This window comes from Kitasatospora sp. NPDC059812, from assembly GCF_042732075.1.
Lineage (GTDB): Bacteria > Actinomycetota > Actinomycetes > Streptomycetales > Streptomycetaceae > Kitasatospora.
On sequence record NZ_JBHWIO010000082.1, the window covers coordinates 19,772 to 39,311 of the forward strand.

Here is a 19,540-nt window from a genome sequence, read left to right on the forward strand (position 1 = left end):
GCGCGCTGGCCGGGGGCCCGCCCGGTCCGCGGGGGGGGGCCCCCCCCCCCCCGACCGGCCGACGGGCCGAGCCCGTGGGAGCGCCCGTGGGAGCGCCCGTGGAAGCGCCGGTGGAAGCGCCGGTGGGAGCGCTCTCACGCCGTGTAGGATGGCCACTCCCGAGAGTGAGCCACACCGGAGTGTGATCATGACCCGAACTGACAGGCCGGGCCCCGGAAGGGCCCGGTCTGCCGCGCGACCGACGGTGGAGGACGTGGCCGCCCGCGCGGGAGTCAGCCGGGGAACGGTGTCCCGGGTCATCAACGGTTCGCCCAAGGTGAGCGCCAGGGCGAGGGAGGCCGTGGAGCACGCCGTCGCCGAGCTCGGCTACGTACCCAACCAGGCGGCACGGTCCCTGGTGACCTCGCGCACCGACGTCGTCGCCCTGGTCGTCCCGGAGAGCCTGGCGCGGCTGAGGTCGGAGCCGTACTTCGCGGACGTCATCACCGGGATCTCCGACGAACTCGCGTCGACCGACCTTCAGTTGCTGCTGACCCTGGTCCGCAACGAGGACGAGCGCGAGCGTCTGACGCGCTACCTCACCGCGCGCCGGGTCGACGGGGTGCTCCTGGTCTCGGTGCGCCAGGACGACCTGTTGCCCGACCTGCTCGAACAGCTCGGGATGCCGGCCGTACTGGGCGGTCGCCGGTCCGAGCGCGAATCGCTGAGCTACGTCCACGCCGACAACGCCGGCGGGGCCCGGGCGGCCGTCCGGCACCTGGTCGGGCGCGGCCGCACCAGAGTGGCCACCATCACGGGGCCGCTCGCCATGGAGGCGGCCGGGGCACGCCTGGCGGGGTACCGGGAGGCGCTCACGGAGGCCGGCCTCGCCCCGGAGGACGCGCTCGTCGCCCACGGCGACTTCACCGAGGCGGGCGGCTACGCGGCGATGTGCGAGCTCCTGGCCGAAATGCCCACCCTCGATGCCGTGTTCTGCGCCTCCGACCTGATGGCCGTGGGCGCGTTCCGGGCACTGCGCGAGGCCGGGCGGCGCGTGCCGGGAGACGTGGCCGTCGTCGGCTTCGACGACTCCGTCATCGCCCGTAGCACCGAGCCGCCCCTCACCAGTGTTCGCCAACCGACCGAGGCGATGGGGCGGTTGATGGTTCAGCTGCTGCTCGAGGAGATCGCCGAACCCGGGCGGCCGCGTCGCCAGGTGATCCTTCCGACCGAACTGACGGTCCGCGCCTCGGCCTGACGGCCTCGGACGGCTTCGAACTGAACGGCCGTCACGTTCCGTTGTTCCGGTATGAGCCACTGCCGCGTGTCGCGGCTGACCTGGGCATGAGGTGCTGCTACGCTCCCGATGGGTGTGGGAGCGCTCCCACGCGCCAAGATTCTGGGGGTGACGTGTCGAAGGCACAACAAGGGGATTCGGCATTCGGGGGCATGCTGAAGACGCTTCGTCATGAAGTGGGATTCACGCATGAGGAACTCGCCCGGCGTTCCCAGGTCAGTGTGAGGACGATCAGCGACATCGAGCGGGGCCGGGTGCGCCGACCACAGCGCCGCTCCGTCCAGCAGCTCGCGGAGGCGCTCGGCCTGGGGACCTCGCGATTGGAATGGTTTCTCCGTGCCGCGCGAGCCGTTCCCGGCAGCGGGCTCGATCAGCCGGACGGGAGCCGTCGCGAGACGCCGGCCGCCGGGGAGGTGGACGAACAGCCGTCCGCAGTAGTCGTGATGGTCCTGCCGTTGACCGCGATCGGCGAGAGCGGTCCGTGCTGTCGGCGCCGCCGACGCTGTCCGAAACCCCGCCCGGCCGGGCCCCGACACCTGCGCCGGGCCGGTTGACGGCCGTCGCGTGCGGCGGGCAGGCGCCGGCGGCCACACGTCCGCCACGAGGACGCCGAACGCGTACGCCCGCCCCACCAGCGCCGTCCGGTTGGGGACGTGCCACCGGCGGTGGGGTGGGCGGTGTCGGAGGCATGTCGGGCGGGTGTGGGCCGCTTCGGCATGCGGGTGCCGGGGTGGACTCTGGCGAGGTTTCATCCTCTGGGTGCGGCGCGGAAGTGTGACGGGCGGTGCCTGGCGCTGAGTGATCCTGTGGGGACGAGCGGTAGGTGGATTTGATTCAACTTTCGGGCGTCGTAGTTCGTCTACCCGGAGAGCCGAAACGAGCGGGTGCCGGGGCCGTATCTGCTGTTCATTGCTTGTTTATTCGGAGAAGCCAGAGTCATTACTGATCTTCCTGACTCGGGCGGCCGGACGGTGCCTGGCAGGCAACTCTGGAGAACGTACATCATGCCGCGCAAGCCACTTGGGACCCTGGTCGCCGCCGCTGGGGCGACCGTCGGGCTCACGCTCGTCACACCGGCCCGGGCCTCCGCCGCCGCCGTCATGGGGTGGGACGTGTCAGCGGAATCAGCACACCGATCGTGCGTACACCGACCCGGGTGTGGTGATGTGCGGCGCCTTCTCGGAATCGACTTCGTGAAGTCGCCGATCGACGAGGCCGGAAAGTGCGCCGAAGTTCGGGGAAAACAGGCCGAGTTGCATGAGGGCCCCTCCAGGATGCCGCGACGGCTCGCCGTGAGCGAGTGCACCATCAGCATCTTCTGGTGAGACGAGGGCTTCCGGGGTCGACCACCGACCCGGGCGGAGGCGATCGCCGAGCCGTCGCGTCACAGCCGAGGCCGGGACACGGATGCGAGCCGGACAGAACCGGAGACTCCGCTTCCCGCCGTCCGTCTGACCGGCATTCTCCGAACGGCCACGCCGTTCCCGTACGTCAACACAGATAAGACGACCGGCCCTCACCCCGGTCGTACCACCGGTCGACCGGGTTGCCTCCCCCACAGGCCTGAACCGACCGACCGCGCCAGCGCGTTCGCATCCTGTTACCCCCACGAAGAAGGAGGGTTTCCACATGACCGAGATTTCCACGCTTGCCGTCGTACGCTGCCTCGGCGGCTTTTCACTGGACTTGGGGGGACTCCCGGTCAGACGCTGGCGGGCCGGCAAGGCGCGCACACTGTTCCTTTACCTCCTCATCAACCGGGGCCGCACGGTCGACCGCGACGAACTGCACGCCGCGCTGTGGCCCGACCGCACCCGGGCGGCGGGCTCCAGCTCGCTCAAGGTCGCCAAGCACGCGGTGCACCAGATACTCAGCGGGCAGCAGGCCGCGGAGGAGCAGCCGGCCGCGGAGATCGTCTGCAGCGAGTACGGGTACTCCCTCAAACTCCACGACGCCTGGCTGGACTTCGAGGAGTTGGAGCGGCTGTGCAACGAAGGGCACCGGGCGGCGGCCCGAAGTGATCCGCGCGCGGCCGCGGAGTACTACCGCAGGGCGCTGGATCTTCACACCGGGGACTTCCTGCCCGGTGAGACCGCCGACTGGGCCAGGGAGCAGCGGGACTGGGTACGGTCCCTCGCGCTGGGAGCGGCGGACTTCCTCCTCCAGGAGGCACTGGACCGGGGCGAGCTGCCGAAGGTCATCGACATGTGCCGCCGCACGCTGGACATCGACCCGTACCAGGAGGACGTCTACCGGACTCTGATCCAAGTTCACGGCGACCTGGGCCAGTTAGGGCAGGCCAGGTCCTGGTACAAGCTGTGCCGGGCCCGGATGTCGGATGGTCTGGACATCGATGTCAGCCCTGACACCCAGCGGCTTCTGGAGCGGGTTCTGCGCACCCAGGACGCGTCCGCCCGGACAGTGGACCAGACTTCCGGCCCACGCGTAACCAATGCATAACCCACGCATAACCAGCTCATAACCAGCGCATAACCGCCCTGTCTAGACTCCGAAAACCGCGACCGGTCAAGGAGATTGGGGTAACCGTGCTGGAGACGAACCAGGGTTCCGTTCTTTCGGTGGAGAATCCCGGTGTTGGTGCCCCAGCCGATGCCGGGCCCCTGATCGTCGGCATCGGGGGCACCGTCCGCTCCGGTTCCTCGACGGAACGGGCGGTCCGGGCGGTACTCGCGGCCTCCGCTTCGGCGGGGGCCCGGACCCTGCTGCTGGGTGCCGAGGAACTTCAACTGCCGCTCTACACACCGGGGGAGTCACTGCGCACCCCGGCGGCCCGGCGGCTGGTCGAGGCCGTCGCCCTCGCCGACGGCCTGGTGATCGGCACGCCCGCGTACCACGGGGGCGTTTCCGGTCTGGTGAAGAACGCCCTCGACTACCTGGAGGACCTGCGCGAGGACGCGCGCCCGTATCTGCACGGCCGCGCCGTCGGCTGTGTCGTCACCGCGCGCGGGGCGCAGGCCGCTTCGACGCTGGCGGGGCTGCGCTCCGTCGTGCACGCCCTGAGGGGCTGGCCCACTCCCCTGGGAGTGGCCATCAACACGGAGAGCGTCACCCTGGCGTCCGACGACAGCACCGACGACAGCACCGACGACCCGCATCTCACCGCGCAACTGGCCACCGTCGGACGGCAAGTGGTCGAGTTCGCCCGGATGCGCACACCGGTCGGCTGAGCGCCCGGGGCCTGCCGCCCACCGCGGCCGCCCACCGTACGTCCCCCGTACGTCCGCCGTCACGATTCCCGCCCACGCCTTTGGTTCCGGCTGCCCTGACGCCGGATCCTTCGCATCCGCATTCCCACGTCCGACCGTGATTCCGAATGGAGCGCGCCATGGAAGACACCGCGAAGTCCACAGAGCCCGAGCAGACCGCCGAGGGGACGGAAGCCCCCCAAGCGGAAACCGCCGGGGCCGAAACCGCCGAGGACACCGAACTGGACGCGCTGGACGAGCTGGACGACGTCGACTTCGACCTCGACGAGGTCGAGAACAAGATCGCGCCGCTCGCCCTCGCCACCACCGAGCCCTCGCGATGGTGACGCGGGCGGCCGAGGTGAGCCGCGCATCCACCGCCTCCGTCCTGGTCGACGTGAACACCGGCCCGGCCGCCTCGTACAGCGGGCTGCGGGCGGGCATCGACGCCCTGCGCGCCGAGGGCGCCGACTTCACCGGGCTCGCGGCCGGGCACCCGTCCGAATGGGCGGAGCTCTTCCCCGCCGAGACCGCGCCCGGCACCGCGCCGCTGGAGGAGATCGCGCTCGCGCCGTCCGAGCGGCGGCTGCACCGGGAGAGCGAGCAGGTCTACCGCGTGCTGACGGTGGCCGCGACCGCCCTGTGCACGGGCACCGCGCAGTTGGGCAGGCCCCTGCTGCTCAGTGGGATGGGCGGCACCGACCTGTCCTCGCTGCGCGGCTTCATGCGGGCCTTCGAGCACGCGCAGCTCGTCGAGGGCGCCGAACTGCTGCTGGACGCGCCGACCTCCGTGCGCGAGCCGGTCGGCCGGTACGCCGACTACCGCGGGGAGCGGGTGCGCTGTCTGCGCCGCATGGGGCTGCCGGTCACCGAGGGCGACCTGGCCGTGGACCTGGGTACGGCTCCCGACGCCGGATTCGAGCCGGTGTCCGAGGAGGGCGAACTGTTCCTGCGGGCGAGGGACTCCGAGGGCTCCGCCGTGGACCGGGTGGCCGCCGCACTGGCCTACTGCCGCCGGGCGTTCTTCTCCACGAACTGGGAGGGCATGGCGGTCGTCGCCGACGAGGCGATCGGGCTGCTCGCCGGCATCCCCGAGTCGGGCGTACCCGGGCTGCTCGCCGAGGCGGAGCGCGAGGAGGAGCTCGTCCACGCCATCGAGTTCGAGACGGCGATCCTGCGCGGCACCGCCGACGTACGCGGTTTCCTGCTCAAGGTGCTCGGCATCCAGGCGGGCTTCCGCGGGGACCAGGACACGGCCCTCGCCTGCTTCCGGGCCATCCGGGAGGACGCCGCCGGCCTGTCCCCGGAGCTGCGTGCCCAGTCGCACCTGTACTCCGCGCTCACCCTGTCCAAGCGCAAGAACCGGCTGGCGGAGGCGGTCGCCGAGGTCGAGCAGGGCTTCGAGGTCGTCGGGGAACGTCCGGGCGAGCCCGAGAGCGTACGCCGCGAGCGCGGCTGGCTGCACAACCTGCGCGGGCTGACCCTGTTCGCGGAGCGGCGTCTCGGGGCGGCCTTCGAGCACGAGAAGCAGGCGCTGGCCTGCATGGCGGGTCTGACCGACGCCAGTGCCGCGCATCTGCGGATCAACCTGTACTCGAACATCAGCGTGCTCCAGGAGAAGGCGGGCAAGCACGCCTCGGCCCTGGCGACCTGGGAGAAGTTCAAGCAGGCCGCCGGCTCGTCGAACGCGGGCTTCCGCAAGCACCACGCGTACCGCAGCGCCGGGCTGCGGCTGCTCGTCGGCGAGCGGGACGCCGCCCTGGCGGACCTGGACACCACGCTGGTGAACGCGGCCGAGCTGGGTGACCGCTTCCACGAGACCGAGGTGCGCCTCGAACTGGGCATGCTGCACGCCTCCGGCGGTGACGCGAGGACGGGCGCCGAGCAGTACGAGCGCGCCGAGGCCGCGGCGCGGCTGCTGGGCGACCCGTACCGCATCGCGCTGGCCCAGGCGGGTCGGGTGATGACGACCGGCTCCGTGACCGCGGCCGGGTCGGTGGCGGCCATGGCGCCGCTGAGCCTCACCCGTCCCGGTGCGGCGGACGCCCTCGCCAAGGCCGTCGCCGACGGCGGTGACCTGCAAGGGCTGCTGCCCAAGCCGCGGACCAAGCTCAACCGCCCGTTCGACCTGATCAACTTTCAGGACTGAGGCCATGACGGACCATGCGACCCAGGGGGAGACGGGACAGCGGGCCAGGTGGCAGCTCTACGATCGGCTGCTGCTGCGCAGGGCGGGCTTCGGCATCGGCCTGCTGACCGCTCTCGGTGACGGGCCGGCGGGTGCCGCGGCCGCGGAGTACCGGGAGGCGGTGGCGCGGTTCGAGCAGAGCCGCGCCCGGCTCCAGGAGGCGATCGCCAAGGTCGTCACCGGCGCCGACCGCGAGCGGGACCGGGCCGGACTGCGCGAACTGTCGAAGCTGCGCGGCCGGGTGGGCCGCCGGCTGCCGGTGGAGCACGACCCGCGCGGCGGCGACGTGGCATCGGCGGTGGCATCGGCGGTGGCATCGGCGGTCGACGGCTACCGCGCGGCGCACTCCGCTCAGCAGCAGGCGGGCGAGCGGCTGACCACCGCCCTGGGTGAGGAGGTGCTGCGGCGGCCGGAGCGGGTCCGCGACGTGCTCCGCGACGAGCGGGTGTGCGACGCACTGCTCCAGCTGTCGCCGTCCTTCCACACCGAGGCGGTGCGCTGGGTCGACGGCTGGCAGCAGCAGGACAGTACGACAGGCCGCAACCGCGCCAAGGACCGGTCCTTCTACCGCCGCGTCTACCTGTACGGCCAGCGGCTCGGCGCGAAGAACGAGACGACCAGCTTCTTCGGTCCGCTGGTGCACGGCCGGGTCGACCGTGGCGCCGAGGGCACCGTCCTCGGCCCCGAGACGGCCTGCGGCTACCACCTCCTGGAGGCGCAGACCGCGTTCTGGGCCGTGTGCGAGCTGGCCAAGCTCATCGGCACGGACCCGCAGGTGCGGGACCGCCCGCCGGTGGCCTGGATACCGTCCTGCCGCCGGACACCGGGCGAGGTGCCGGGCGGGACACCAGGCGGGGCACCGGGGTCGGGGACGATCCAGTCCGCCGACGGCCGCCGGATCACCCTGTCCGGGGTGCGGTGGCAGCTCGCCGAGGCCGTCGACGGGCGGCGTTCCCCCGCCGAACTGGCGGCGCTGGCAGGACTCGACCTCGCGCAGACGCGCCGGGTCCTGGACCGGCTGCGGCAGGCGGGGGCCGTCCGGCTCTGGCCCGAGCCGCCGTCCACCGCGGCACGGCCGCTGGACTGGCTGGTCTCCTGGGCCGACCGCTACGCGCAGGACACCGCCTGGCCGGCACGGCTGCGGGAACTGCGCGACCTGGGCGACGCCTACGCGGCGGCCGACGGCCACCGTGCCCGGGCGGTCGCGCTCGAGCGCGTCGAGGAGTGCTTCACCCGGCTCACCGAGGTCGACGCACGTCGCGCCGGCGGCCGGATGTACGCGGACCGGCTGGTGGTGTCCCTGGACGCCAAGGGCGACCAGAGCCCGGTGGTGGTCGGTGGCGACGTGGCCGGGCGCTGGGAGTCCGAGCTCAGCCCGGTGCTGGACGTGGCCGCCCGCTACGGCGAGCTCCAGCAGCACGCGGCGGCCGAGCTGTGCGCGGGGATCCTGCGTGAGGCGGGCGGCGGCGCCATGCCGTACGACGAGCTGATCCGCCGGATGCGCGCCTCCGTCGAGGCGGGCGGTCTGGACCGGCTCGCCGGGCCGCTGATCGGGTTCAAGCGGGACTACGCGGCGCTGGTGGAGTCCGCCGTGCAGGGCCAGGAGGCCCGGCTCTCCCCCGCCGAGCTCGCGGGGTTCGCGCCCGAGCCCGGCCGGCCCCGTTTCGTCAGCCCGGATCTGATGCTGGAGAACCGGGAGGACGGCGGCGAGCTGCTGGTGCTGGGCGAGCTTCACCCGTACGTCTTCGCCTGGGGTTCACAGGGGCTGTTCAGCGACGAACAGGACCGGATGCTGAGCGACTTCGAGGCGGGTCTCGAACCGTGGGGCGGCCCCGAGCGGCTGGCCACGGTGATCCGCCGCAGGCGCCACAAGGGCCTGGTGGCCGACTGGTTCCCGGGCCGCTTCATCGAGATCACCTCGGTGGCCACCGACGACCGGGAGCGGACCGTGCCGCTGACCGATCTGACCGTCGCCCTGGTGGACGGCACGCCCCGGCTGCGCACCCCGGACGGTGAACTGACCCTGTACGCCGGCGAGGACGACCATGTGCACCTGCGGGCCTTCGCCGCACCCGGGGTGGGGCTGCCGCTGGTGCGGATCGGGGACTTCGCGCCGAGGATCGTGGTCGGCGACCTGCTCGTGCAGCGGGCCCGCTGGTGGTTCGACCGTGCCGACCTCGGGGTCGACGCGGCACGCGACCCCGCCGCCGCCTTCCTCGCCGTCCAGTCGCTGCGGGCCCGGCACGGAGTGCCCCGGTTCTGCTTCGCCTCCCTCGCGCACGAGCCGAAACCGGTCGGGATCGACCTGGACAGTCCGCTGGCCGTCGACGCACTGGTGGCGATGGTGCTGGCCGGTGACAGCGCGACGGTGTCGCTGGCCGAGATGAGGCCGGCCCCGGACGCGCTGTGGCTGCGCCACGGCGGGGCCCCCGTGACCTCGGAGTTCCGGATCGCCATGAAGCGAGCGTCGTCATGACCCACCGATCCGACCGATCCGACCAAGCCGACCTGTCGCCACAGGAATCGACGGCGCGGCGGCACGGCTGGGAGCTGCTGCCCACGGTCGTCCTGCGCAGCGCCGGGTTCCCCTGGCAGATGGTCGAGCGACTGGCCTGTGAACGGACCCGTCTGCTCATCGAGGAGCTGTTCGCCCTGGAGGCCCGGTCGGCCGACGTGGCGTCACGGCTGCACCCGGCGGGCCGGCTGTCCCGGGGCCAGCAGGCCAAGTTGCGCGGTCTGCGGCCGCTGCCCGCGTCGGACAACCTGCCTGCCGACTGGCTGGCCGAGTGGAACGCCGCGGCGGAGCAGGTGAGCGCGGTGCGGGAGCGGCTCGCCGCCACCGTCGAGGCCGACACGGCGGCGGTCGACGAGGCGCTCGCCGCCGTCCGCACCGATCCGCGGGTCAACGACGCCATCGTCTGCTCGTCGCCCGCCGTCCACCGCGATCTCGCACGGGGTGCGGCCGGCGGCCGGATCCGGCGCCAACTCGCCTCCTACGCACAGCGGCTGGCGTCCAAGAGCGAGACGATGAGCTTCTTCGGGCCCATCAACTACGGCAGGCTCAGCCCCGGCTCCGACGCCGCCACGGCGCTGGACTGGGAGGGCCACACCGCGATCCCGGTCCGCCAGGCGCACACCGCGGCCCGGGTCAACGACGCCGTGCAAGGCCTGCTGCTGGGCGATCCGGCGCTGGCCGAGCGGCTGGCGCCGGTGCGCAAGACGATGACGGGGCCGCCCCGCGGCACGGGCGTCGGCGCGGCGCTGCTGCGGGAGGCCGACGGCGTACGGACGGTGGCCCGGATCGCGTCCGGGTGCGGTGCCGGCGCCCTGGAGGCGGTGGAGGCGTTCGCGGCCGCCGTGGCGAAGGGGACGCTGACGCACACCCTGTGCCCGCCGGCGACCGTGGTCGACCCGCTACGCTGGACCCTGGAACGCATCGACGCCTCGGACACCGAGACGGCCGCCCGCGCGGCCGGGGTGCGGGCCCTGCTGGTGAAGGTGCTCGAACTGCTCGACGGCTACCCGTCGGCGCCGCCCGAGCAGAAGCTGACCGTCCAGGCCGAACTGGAGGCGCTGCTGCCCGTCGCCGACCGCTCGGCGGAACGCGGCCGCTTCTACAACGACCGGGTCATCATCCACGAGGCCGCCGTCGGCACGGCCGGGCTGGAGGTCCGCGGACCGCTGGCCCGCGACATGTGCGACGCCGTCGCGCCGGTGCTCGACCTGCTGGCCCACGAGGCCGAGGCGACCCGCGTACGCACCAACCGGGCGGTCGCGGCCCGGCTGGGAGCGGGACGCATCCCGCTGCTGCGGGCGCTGCGGGAGTGCGCGGACCTCGACATCGAGCCGGGCGGAGAGCTCGGCGCCGAACTGAGCCGGGTGATCGGGGCCGAAGGCGCGGACCGGGCCGAACTCGACGTGGCCGGGCTGCTCGCCGCGCCGCCACCGCCCGCCGCCCCGGTGCTGTGCTCCATCGACGTCCTGATCGCGGCTCCCGACCTGGCCGGATACCAGCCGGGGGTGACCCCGCTCATACTCGGCGACATCCACGACGCGGCGCTGCTCACCCCGTGGGCGCTGCAGTTCCATCCGGACGCCGCGGCGCTGCTCGCCGAGCGGGACGCCGGGGTGCGCCGGGCCCTGGGCGACCAGGTGGCCGTCAATGTGATCTCCCGTCGTACGACCGGGCTGCCGCCGCTGGAGTTCCCCGGGGTGGTGCTCGAACTGGGCGGCATCGCCGGCCCGGACCGGGAGCGGATCGGCCTGGACCAGCTGTGGCTGGAGAGCGACGGCGAACGGGTCGTCCTGCGCGGCGACACCCACCCCGGCCGAAGCCTGCTGTTCCACAACGGCGAGCTCGACACCGCCGTGCACACCGCGCTGGCACTGCCCCGGATCCGCCGCCCGGTGCTGCCGGACCTGCCGCACGTGCCGCGGCTGCGCTGGGGCAACGTGGTGTTCTCCCGGCGGCGTTGGGCGCTGCCGAGCGCGGCGCTGCTGGAGGCGCACGGCAGCCAGCGCGACGCCGAGCGGCTGCTCGCCACGGCCCGGCTGCTCCGGGAACGGGGCCTGCCCGACCGCTTCTTCGCGAAGTCACCGGCCGAACGCAAACCGGTGTACGTGGACACCGCGAGCCCCGAACTCCTCAAGGGCATGGCCCGGCTGGCGGGCACGGCGGAACAGCTCCTGCTGTCCGAGACGCTGCCCGCACCCGAGGACGCCTGGCTGCGGGACGGCGAGCTGCGCTTCGCCTCCGAGCTGCGCTGTGTGTATCTGCGGGGCGGTGGTGAGCGGTGACGCGCCGGGTGGTGCTCCCTCCCCTGTTCGATCCGAGTCTGGAACCGGAGCTCGGGCCGGACGACCAACTGATCGACGTGAACGCGCACTTCGTCGCACGCCTCGCGGACACCGGGGCACTCGCCGCGCTGGCCGACGACTACGACCTCGGCAGGCGCGGCGGGAGCGACCCTGCAGAGAACCGGACCAGGGCGCTGTTCGCTCGGGCCGCCGCGAGGGTCACCGCACGGGTCACCGCGCGGGGCGGCCAGGCCGCGGGCCGGCTGCGGGCCATGGGCATGGCGCTACGGCTGGCGGGCGAGGCCGATCCGGCCCTGCGGCTGGCCGCGGACGACGTGGAACTCGTCGGCGGCACCACCGAGCGTGGGGCCGATGTGGTGCTGGCCGCGCAGCGGACCGAGCTGCTGGGGCCCGAGGCGCGGTGGACTCGTACGGCGGCCCCGGACGGGCGGGTGCACCTGGTGATCGAGACCGACCAGCAACTCCCGGCGGCCGCAGTGCTCCTGGAGGCGCTCGGCCCCGCACGGGTCGTGCTGTGCGGGCGTTTCGCCACCGCGCACCGGGAGGCGCTGCGCGCGCTCGCCCCGTTCTCGGCGGCGGCGGGCTTCGACGACTGGGCGCCGGCCTGGCGGCTGGGCAAGGAGTGGTCGGGGGACGGCACACCGGTCCGCTGGGTCCGCCGCGCGGCCGACTGGCCGGCCGGCGCCCCCTGGGCGGGCTGGCTGGCCCCGGACGAGGCGGCGGCGCTGCCCGCCGAGGCGTGGCGCGAGTGCCGGGGCGCGGCGCTGACCGTGGCACGGCTGGAGTCCTGGGCCGAGGTGACGGGGGCGGACGGCCGCCGTACCGATCTGCGGACCGTCCTGGACGCGGTGGACGGGGCCCTGCTCCGGGTCGAACTGCTCGTCGGGGCGCCCGGGGTGAGTGCCGAGGAGACGGCCGGCACGGCGCGGAGCCTCCTGTCCGGGCCGGGCCCCCGGCTCGCGGGGCTCAGCCCGTTCCGGCTGCCGACGGCCCGGGGCGGCGCGGCACCGCAGGCCTGGGGCGGCGTGCCGCTGATCCGGCACACGGCCCCGGACAACGACCTGCCCCGCTGGGACCGGTTCAGCGGGCCCGGGACGCTCGACGAAACGGCGCGCACCGCGGCGATCGGCGCACTCAACGCCGAACTCGGCGCCGTGGCCGACCTGTTCCCCGGCCGGTTCGCCTGCTGCGTGCTCGCCGCACCGGACGGGACGGCGGTCTGGGAGCCGTCGGCCGCCGTCGTCGCCGGGGAGGGGCCCGGCCCGGACGGCCAGGGCCCGGGTTCGTTCGTGGTGAACCTGCGGACGGGCAGCGCGTTCCGGCTGCACCCGAAGCTGACACCGGTCGTGGAGCGGCTCTCGTCCGGCGACACCGCCGTCCTGGACCGGATCAGCGACGGCGCCCGAAGGAAACTGACCGACCGGCTGGTCCAGGCCGGTGTGATGCGGAGGAGCCAGTGAGCCGACAGTGGCGCATCGGGCGGGAGTTCATCCTGCGCCATGCGGGAATGCCGTTCGACTGGCTGGAGGAGCTGGGCGCGCCCCACTCCCTGCTGGAACTCGCGGACGAGCTGCTCGACCGCGAGCGGACCGTCCTGGAGTTGGTGGAGACGCAGTTCAGCGGGCCCCGCGCCGAGTCGCTGCGCTCCGACGTGCTGCGCGGACGGGCGCGGCAGCTGCCGGCGTCGTCCGGCGGGCCGCAGTGGAGCCGGGCGGTGAGCGCCTGGGCCGACGCCTGGGAACGCTACGCGCTCGCCTGCCGGCAAGCCGACGACGAGGCCGGAAAGCGACTGCGGGACCTGCTGGCGGATCCGGGGGTCTCCGAGGCCGTGTTCCTGTCCAACCCGGACGCGTACCGCAACATGCTGCTCCCGCTGCTGGCATACGAAGGCCCGCTGACCTCGCGCTGGCGCCGGGTGCGCCGGCAGATGTTCACGTACGTGCAGCGGTTCTGCGCGAAGAACGAGACGGTGAGCTTCTTCGGGCCCATGGCGTACGGCACGGTGGGCGAGGGCGAGGGCGCCGTGCTGCGCGACGACGTGCCCCGCGCCCGCCGGGTGTTCTTCTCGCACTGGGCGGCGCGTGCGCTGGCCACGGCGATCGCCCGGGACCCCAGGATCCTTCCGCATCTCGCGTTCCACTCCACCGGACGGGGTGACGCGGCGCGGGAGCCGCTGCTGCCGCTCGTGGCCCCGGACGGAACGGTGTTCCGCGACGTGGTACGCGCCGCCGGGCAGCCGGCCCGCGACGTGGCCAGGACGCTGATGCGGCTGGTGGCCGAGGAGGCCGTCACCATCGGCCTCGGCGGCGGCGACTACGACCTGGAGCCCCTCACGACGCTGCGGGACCAGCTCTCCGCGCTGCCCGCCTCACCGGCCCGCGAGCTGTGGCTCGACCGGGTAGCCGAACTCGCCTACCTCATCGACGAGTTGGCACAGGCACCGCTGGAGCGCAAAGCGGCCGCCGTCGCCGCCCTGGAGGAACGGTTCACCGAGTTCACCGGCAGGCCGGCCAGGCGGGGCGCCGGTGCGGCGTACGCCGACCGCGCCGTGTTCTTCGAGGAGTGCGCGTCGCCCTTCGCGCTGACCCTCGGAGCCGGGCTGGTCGGAGACTGGGAGCGGCAGCTCGCCCCCGTGCTGGAGGTGTGCACCGCGCACGGGCAGGCCGCCCAGCGCGCCGCGGCGGCCGCAGTGCGCGACGCCTTCACGGACGGGACCGCAGGAGAAACGAGCCCAGCCGGGGCACCGGCCACGGAGTTGGACCTCCTCACGTACGCGACCCGAGCGGCCGCGAGCCGGTCCGACTCGACCAGCACCTTCCAGGCGGCCCACGCACCCGTCTACCCCGGCGCCGACTGGCGGGCCGAGGTCGAGCGGCTGACCGAGGAGGCCGGGGCGCTGGACGGCGACCGGTACGCGGTCATCGACCTGTGCCCCGCGGCGCCGGACGCCGCCGGGCTCGGCGCGGACGCCCCGCTCGTCCTCTCCCGCGCCCACCACCACCTGCTGGTGCGCAGCTGGCTGGGCACGATGCACCCGGATCCGGACCGACTCGGCGCGGACGCCGCCGCCTGGACGGCCGCGCAGGACGGCACGGTCGTCGGCCTCGACTTCGGGCGCCGCAACAAGGGCTACTACCGCTTCCCCGGCCGTGAGGTCGCGATGCGCCCGCTGACCTGGACCGACCACGACCAGCCGGAGCTGCTGAAGCCGGAGGACCTCACCGTCCGCATCGGGCCGCACGACGTCACCCTGCACGATCCGGACGGCAAGGCGGTCAGCGCGTACGTCCCGCTGAGCGACTTCGTCAAGTACGCCCCGATCGCCGCCCTTTCGCATCCGCAGGTGCTCCACCCCACCTTCACCACCGAGGACGCACAGCCCGAAGTGGCCCTGGGATCGGTCGTCCTGCAGCGGTCCCGGTGGCAGGTGCCCACCGCGGCGCTCGCGGCACCGGAACCCGAAGCGAGGTTCCTCGCGCTGCGCAGGCTGGCCCGGGACACCGGAACGCGGTTCGTCTTCTGCCGCAGCGCCCATGAGCGCAAGCCGTACCTGATCGACCTGGCCTCACCGCTCGCGGCGGACCTGATCAGCCATGTGGCGCGCGGCGCCGAGCAGTTGGGCGTGGAGCGGATGGCGCCGGGGCCGGACGAGCTGTGGCTGCGCGACGGCGAAGGCCGGCGCTACACCAGCGAGCTGCGGATGCAGATCATCGGCAGCGACGACAGCAGCAGCGGCAGCAGGAACAGCAACGGCAGCACCAACAGCGACGGGAGCAGCACGCGATGACGCACACCACGCTCTTCGCCGAGCACTCGCTGCGGATGCGGGCCGACGTGCTCCCGGACGGCACCGTCTCCACCGAGCGGACCTCGGTGCGCGGAATGAGCGTCGAACGGCACCTCGACCGGGGCTTCACCGAGCACCGCTTCGCCGACGGCGACGACCTACTGGCCTCGGGCGCCGCCGGGGCGGCCCCGGAGGCCGCCGACGCGCTGCGCGAGGTGCAGGAACGGCCGCTGTTCGAGCTGACCCCCGAGCTGCGCGCCGAGCTCGCCGGGATCGCCGCCGAGACCGGCGCGGAGCTGACCCTGGGGGTGGCCCAGCAGCACGTCGCCGCCGGCGGCGCGGACCGCGTCGCCACCACCGAGCGGATCGTCACGACCCTGGAGACCAGGCTGACCGGTGACGACGGCACCGTCCACTCCCGGTCGCTGCTGTGCGCTCCTGCGGGCTCCGACCCGGGCGGGCTGCGGGACGCGGCCGTACGGACGGCCGAGGCGGTGCGCGAACGCCTCGCACTGCCGCTCGCCGCCGAACTCCCGGACGGCGCCGACCTCGTGCTGCTGCCCGGCCTCGCCGGGGCGTTCTTCCACGAGATCGTCGGACACCCGATGGAGGCCGACGTGGTCGCGTCCGGGACGAGCTACCTCGGGGCGCGCGCCGGGCGGCGGGTCGCACCCGCGTGGCTGTCGGTGCTCGACGGCGGTGCGCACGACGGGCCGGGCTACCGCAGTCCGTTCGACGACGAGGGCACCCCGTGCCGCACCCTGCGGCTGATCGACCGGGGCACGGTGGGGCGGCCGATGACCGACCGGGCGCTCGCCGCCCTGCTCGGCGGCGGCCCCGGCACGGGCCACGGGCGCAAACAGAGCTACCAGCACCCGGCGATCCCCCGGATGACCCACACCGTGGCCCTGATCGAGCCCGCGGCCGAGCCGGAGCCGCCCTCGGGCGACTGGATCGCCCCGTACGGGCTGCGGCTGGACATGATGAACATCGCCTCGGGCGCCTTCGTCTTCCACGCCCCGTTCTCCTTGCTGCACCGCGTCGACGGCAGCACCGCCCGGCTGGGCCCGCTGACGGTGACCGGTGACGGAGCGCGGGTGCTCGCGGGTCTGCGGCCCTACGAGCACCGGGTCGCCGCCTACCTGCGGGCCACCGGGGGCTGCGGGAAGCTGGGGCAGTACCCGGTGCCGGTGTCGTTCGCGAACGCCGGGTTCCGGCTGCCGGCCGGGCTCGTCGGGCTGCGGGCGGTGGCCCGTGGCTGAGACCAGGATCCGTGCCTCCGGAATCGTCACGCCCACCCGCGGCGCGCCGCGGCTGACCGTCTCGCTCGACACCCTGCGCCTCGAACGGGACGCGACGGGCCGGGTCACCGGCTCCCGGCGGGTCGCCGGGTCGGCGGACCAGGACGCGGGCAAGGAGACCGGGCTGCTGCTCACCGAGGCGGCCGAACGGACGGCGTCGGCCGTCGCCGGGCTCCAGAGCGCGGTGGCGCAGATCCACGAGTGGCGTGACGGCGACGGCCTGCCGGTGTCCCGGCGGGCCGAGCTGCTGGCCCGCGTCGAGACCCCTGGCGGTCCCGTACTGCTCGGCACCAGCGGCCCCGGGGATCCGGCCGGGCTCGTGGAGGCGCTGCCCTGGGACGAACTCGGGGCGCTCTCGACGCCGTTCGCACCGGCCGACCCGCCGGGCGACTGGCGCGAGCGGCCGCTGCTGCTGCGGCCCTCCGCGGCGTCGGTGCTGGTGGCCGGTGCGGCCTTCTCGCTGACCTCGCGCGGGGGGCGCGCGACCGCCGCCCGGCTGGCGGGGCGGCGCATCCTGCCGCAGCTGACCCTGACCGATCTGCCGTCGGCGCCGCCCGGGTCGGGGCTGAACGGGTCGGGGCTGGACGCTTCGGCGCTGGACGCTTCGGCGCTGGACGGGGCGGCGCTGGACGGGGCGGCGCTGGGCGCTTCGGGGCTGGACGACCGGGGCGACCCGGCGCTGCCCACCGTCCTGGTCGACGGCGGCCGGATCTGCCCGCCGCCCCCGCTCGCCGAGGGCATCGCGCGCGGCCGGGCCGTGTGGGACCACGACACCGGCGGGTTCGGCCCGCCGCCGCTGGCCCGGCTCGAACTCGGCGGGCCCCTGGCCGAGGTGCCCCCGGACGCGGTGGAACTCGTCTGGTGCGTGGAGGGCCTCCAGCGCTACCACGGCGACGGCACCGTCCGGCTCCAGTGCCTGGCCAGGGTCGCGGACCGGCCCGGCGGCTGGTTCCGCCTCGCCCTGCGGGGCAAACCCGTCCATCTGCTGCGCCAGGCCCGCGGCCTGGCCGGCCCACCCATGGCTGTCCACAGCGACAGCGACGTGACCACCCGCTCGCTGGTACTCGCCGGCGCGGCCGAAATGGAAGGTGCAGGACATGCCGTCGTCACCGTCATCACCCCCTGACTTCACGCTCATCGGCGGAGGGATCGTCGGCGCCTGCCTCGCCGAGGAGTTGAGCGACAGCGGGGCGTCCGTCCGGGTGCTCGACTCCGGTGCCGAACCCGGGCACTCGACCAACCGCGCGGCGGGGGTGGCGGTCCCCTCGCTGCGCTACCTCACCGACCGGGAGTTCTACGACTGGCTGCGCACCGCCAAACGGGACCTGGACGCCGACATCGCCCGGCTGGAGCCGGAGTACGGCGCGTTCAGCGTGGCCAGGCCCATCCTGCGCGCGCTGCGCGAGACGGATGTCGAGGCCCACGGCGACGTGCTGAGCGGGCTCGGCGTCGGCGACTGGGTGGAGGGCGGCGCCCTCGCGCAGGCCGCGCCCGGGCTCAAGCTGCCGACCAGCAGGCGCTACCTCCTCGACCCGGACGGGCTGATGATCGACGGCCGCCGCTACCTGGACGCCGTACGGCGCCGGTGCCTGGCCCGGGGCGTCGACTGGCAACAGGGCGTCACGGTCCGGGAGGTGCGCGAGGAGGGCGCGGCCGTCTCGGTGGTGACCTCGGACGGGACGCTCCGCGCGGACCGGGTGGTGATCACCGCCGGCGCCTGGAGCTCGGGCAAGGGCCTGGCCGAGGCGACCGGAGTCCGGCCGCAGCGCGGGCAGATGGCCGTGCTGCGGACCGACGAGGAGCTGAACTGCATCCTGTCCTCCGCCTACTACCTCGCGCCCGGGGTCGGTGACGACGTGATCGTCGGTGCGACGGAGGAGGACACGGGCTTCGCCGAGCACGTGACCACCCAGGGCATCGCCAACCTGCTGCGGTTCGCCACGACCGTCATGCCGGGGCTCGCGGACTCGGTGCCCGTGGAACTCCGCGCCGGACTGCGCCCGGTGTCCGGCACCGGACGGCCGCTGGCGGGCGCACTGCCCGGCCACGAGCGGATCTTCCTGTCGGCCGGCCACGCCGGGCACGGGCTGCTCTCGGCGCGCGCCACCGGCAAGGGCATGGCGGCCGGCCTGGTCGGCGACGACTGGGAGGCCCTGCCGTACAGCATGTGCCCCTCGCACGCCCTGGGCGGTGCCTCCTGATGCGCATCGACCACGTGATCCTCGGCGCGCGCACCATCGAGCCGCTGCGCGAACTGCTGTGGGACGAGTACGGGTTCGGCATCACCGACGGCAGCCCCAACCCGGACGGCACGGCGAGCTGGGTGGTGCCCTTCGACACGCCCGACGTGCAGTACCTGGAGCTGCTCGTCACCCACGACGAACGGCGGCTGGCGGGCGAGGACTTCGGCCGACTGTTCCTGGAACGGACGGCGGACGGGCCGGACTTCCTCAACTGGGCGGCGCTGACCGACGACATCGAGTCCACCGCACGCGCGGTGGAGACGGTCACCGGAGCGGATCCGGACCTCTTCCGCGGCGAGTCCGTCCGGGCCGACGGAGGGAGCGTGCCGTGGGCGGAGGCGGCGTTCGACCTGTCGTGGCGCAGCCGGGTGCTGCCGTTCTTCCTGAGCTACAGCGACCCGCAGGCGCGCGCGGCACGGGTGCCGGGCGATCTCAAGGCGGCCGGGCACCGGGTCTGCCCGACGTCGCTGCGGCGCCTTGAGACGGGCCCGGCGCGGGAGCCGGAGCGGGCTTGGGCGGACCGGTGGCCCGGACTCGCCGCGCTCGACGTCCTCGTCGACCCCGCGGCCGGTCCCCGCATCTCGGCGGTGCACATCGACACCGCCGAGGGCGAGACGGTGGTGCGGCTTCCGTGACCCCCGCACGCCCCGCACCCGCGGGGGCACCGGGCGGCCCCGGCCGCAGCACCGCCGCGGCCGGGGCGTCCGGGCCTGCCCGGCCG

At 74.0% G+C, this 19,540-nt stretch carries 14 protein-coding genes; all 14 read left to right on the plus strand.

The window, feature by feature from the left end; genetic code table 11:
- Window positions 1-187: 187 nt before the first annotated feature.
- The 14 genes from ACFV6D_RS30665 to ACFV6D_RS30730 all read left to right on the plus strand — a co-directional run bounded on the left by ACFV6D_RS30665 (window position 188) and on the right by ACFV6D_RS30730 (window position 19,454).
- Entirely contained in the window at window positions 188-1,237 is a 1,050-nt protein-coding gene (locus ACFV6D_RS30665; RefSeq protein ID WP_380423690.1) for a LacI family DNA-binding transcriptional regulator, read from the plus strand.
- A 191-nt stretch (window positions 1,238-1,428) separates the two neighbouring features.
- Window positions 1,429-1,830 carry a helix-turn-helix domain-containing protein gene (locus ACFV6D_RS30670; protein ID WP_380423689.1) on the plus strand — a complete coding sequence of 134 codons (402 nt, stop codon included), beginning with the start codon at window positions 1,429-1,431 and terminating at the stop codon, window positions 1,828-1,830.
- Between the two features lie 1,075 nt (window positions 1,831-2,905).
- Window positions 2,906-3,736: a BTAD domain-containing putative transcriptional regulator gene (locus ACFV6D_RS30675; RefSeq protein ID WP_063346287.1), complete on the plus strand. Its 831-nt coding sequence runs from the start codon at window positions 2,906-2,908 to the stop codon at window positions 3,734-3,736.
- An 86-nt stretch (window positions 3,737-3,822) separates the two neighbouring features.
- Window positions 3,823-4,464 (plus strand): NADPH-dependent FMN reductase, encoded by a 642-nt coding sequence (locus ACFV6D_RS30680; protein WP_380423688.1) that lies wholly within the window; start codon window positions 3,823-3,825, stop codon window positions 4,462-4,464.
- 158 nt (window positions 4,465-4,622) lie between these two features.
- Window positions 4,623-4,829 (plus strand): ammosamide/lymphostin RiPP family protein, encoded by a 207-nt coding sequence (locus ACFV6D_RS30685; RefSeq protein ID WP_380423687.1) that lies wholly within the window; start codon window positions 4,623-4,625, stop codon window positions 4,827-4,829.
- A gap of 14 nt (window positions 4,830-4,843) precedes the next feature.
- Window positions 4,844-6,631, plus strand: coding sequence for a hypothetical protein (locus ACFV6D_RS30690; RefSeq protein ID WP_380423686.1), 1,788 nt, complete (start codon window positions 4,844-4,846; stop codon window positions 6,629-6,631).
- Window positions 6,632-6,635: 4 nt separating this feature from the next.
- Entirely contained in the window at window positions 6,636-9,146 is a 2,511-nt protein-coding gene (locus tag ACFV6D_RS30695; RefSeq protein ID WP_380423685.1) for a lantibiotic dehydratase, read from the plus strand.
- Window positions 9,143-11,467, plus strand: a complete 2,325-nt coding sequence (locus tag ACFV6D_RS30700; RefSeq protein ID WP_380562003.1) for a lantibiotic dehydratase — start codon at window positions 9,143-9,145, stop codon at window positions 11,465-11,467. The genes ACFV6D_RS30695 and ACFV6D_RS30700 overlap by 4 nt, the downstream gene beginning before the upstream one ends.
- Window positions 11,468-11,475: 8 nt before the next feature.
- The gene (locus tag ACFV6D_RS30705; RefSeq protein ID WP_380562005.1) at window positions 11,476-12,948 is read left to right on the plus strand and encodes a hypothetical protein; all 1,473 of its coding nucleotides are present in this window, start codon (window positions 11,476-11,478) and stop codon (window positions 12,946-12,948) included.
- Window positions 12,945-15,275 carry a lantibiotic dehydratase gene (locus ACFV6D_RS30710; protein ID WP_380562007.1) on the plus strand — a complete coding sequence of 777 codons (2,331 nt, stop codon included), beginning with the start codon at window positions 12,945-12,947 and terminating at the stop codon, window positions 15,273-15,275. The genes ACFV6D_RS30705 and ACFV6D_RS30710 overlap by 4 nt, the downstream gene beginning before the upstream one ends.
- Window positions 15,272-16,537 (plus strand): metallopeptidase TldD-related protein, encoded by a 1,266-nt coding sequence (locus ACFV6D_RS30715; RefSeq protein WP_380562009.1) that lies wholly within the window; start codon window positions 15,272-15,274, stop codon window positions 16,535-16,537. Before ACFV6D_RS30710 ends, ACFV6D_RS30715 begins: the two co-directional genes overlap by 4 nt.
- On the plus strand, window positions 16,530-17,702 hold the full coding sequence (locus ACFV6D_RS30720) for a hypothetical protein (RefSeq protein ID WP_380562011.1): 1,173 nt from the start codon (window positions 16,530-16,532) through the stop codon (window positions 17,700-17,702). The genes ACFV6D_RS30715 and ACFV6D_RS30720 overlap by 8 nt, the downstream gene beginning before the upstream one ends.
- On the plus strand, window positions 17,674-18,777 hold the full coding sequence (locus ACFV6D_RS30725) for an NAD(P)/FAD-dependent oxidoreductase (protein WP_380562013.1): 1,104 nt from the start codon (window positions 17,674-17,676) through the stop codon (window positions 18,775-18,777). Before ACFV6D_RS30720 ends, ACFV6D_RS30725 begins: the two co-directional genes overlap by 29 nt.
- Complete coding sequence (locus ACFV6D_RS30730) at window positions 18,777-19,454, plus strand: VOC family protein (RefSeq protein ID WP_380562015.1); 678 nt, start codon at window positions 18,777-18,779, stop codon at window positions 19,452-19,454. The genes ACFV6D_RS30725 and ACFV6D_RS30730 overlap by 1 nt, the downstream gene beginning before the upstream one ends.
- The last annotated feature ends 86 nt before the right edge of the window (window positions 19,455-19,540 follow it).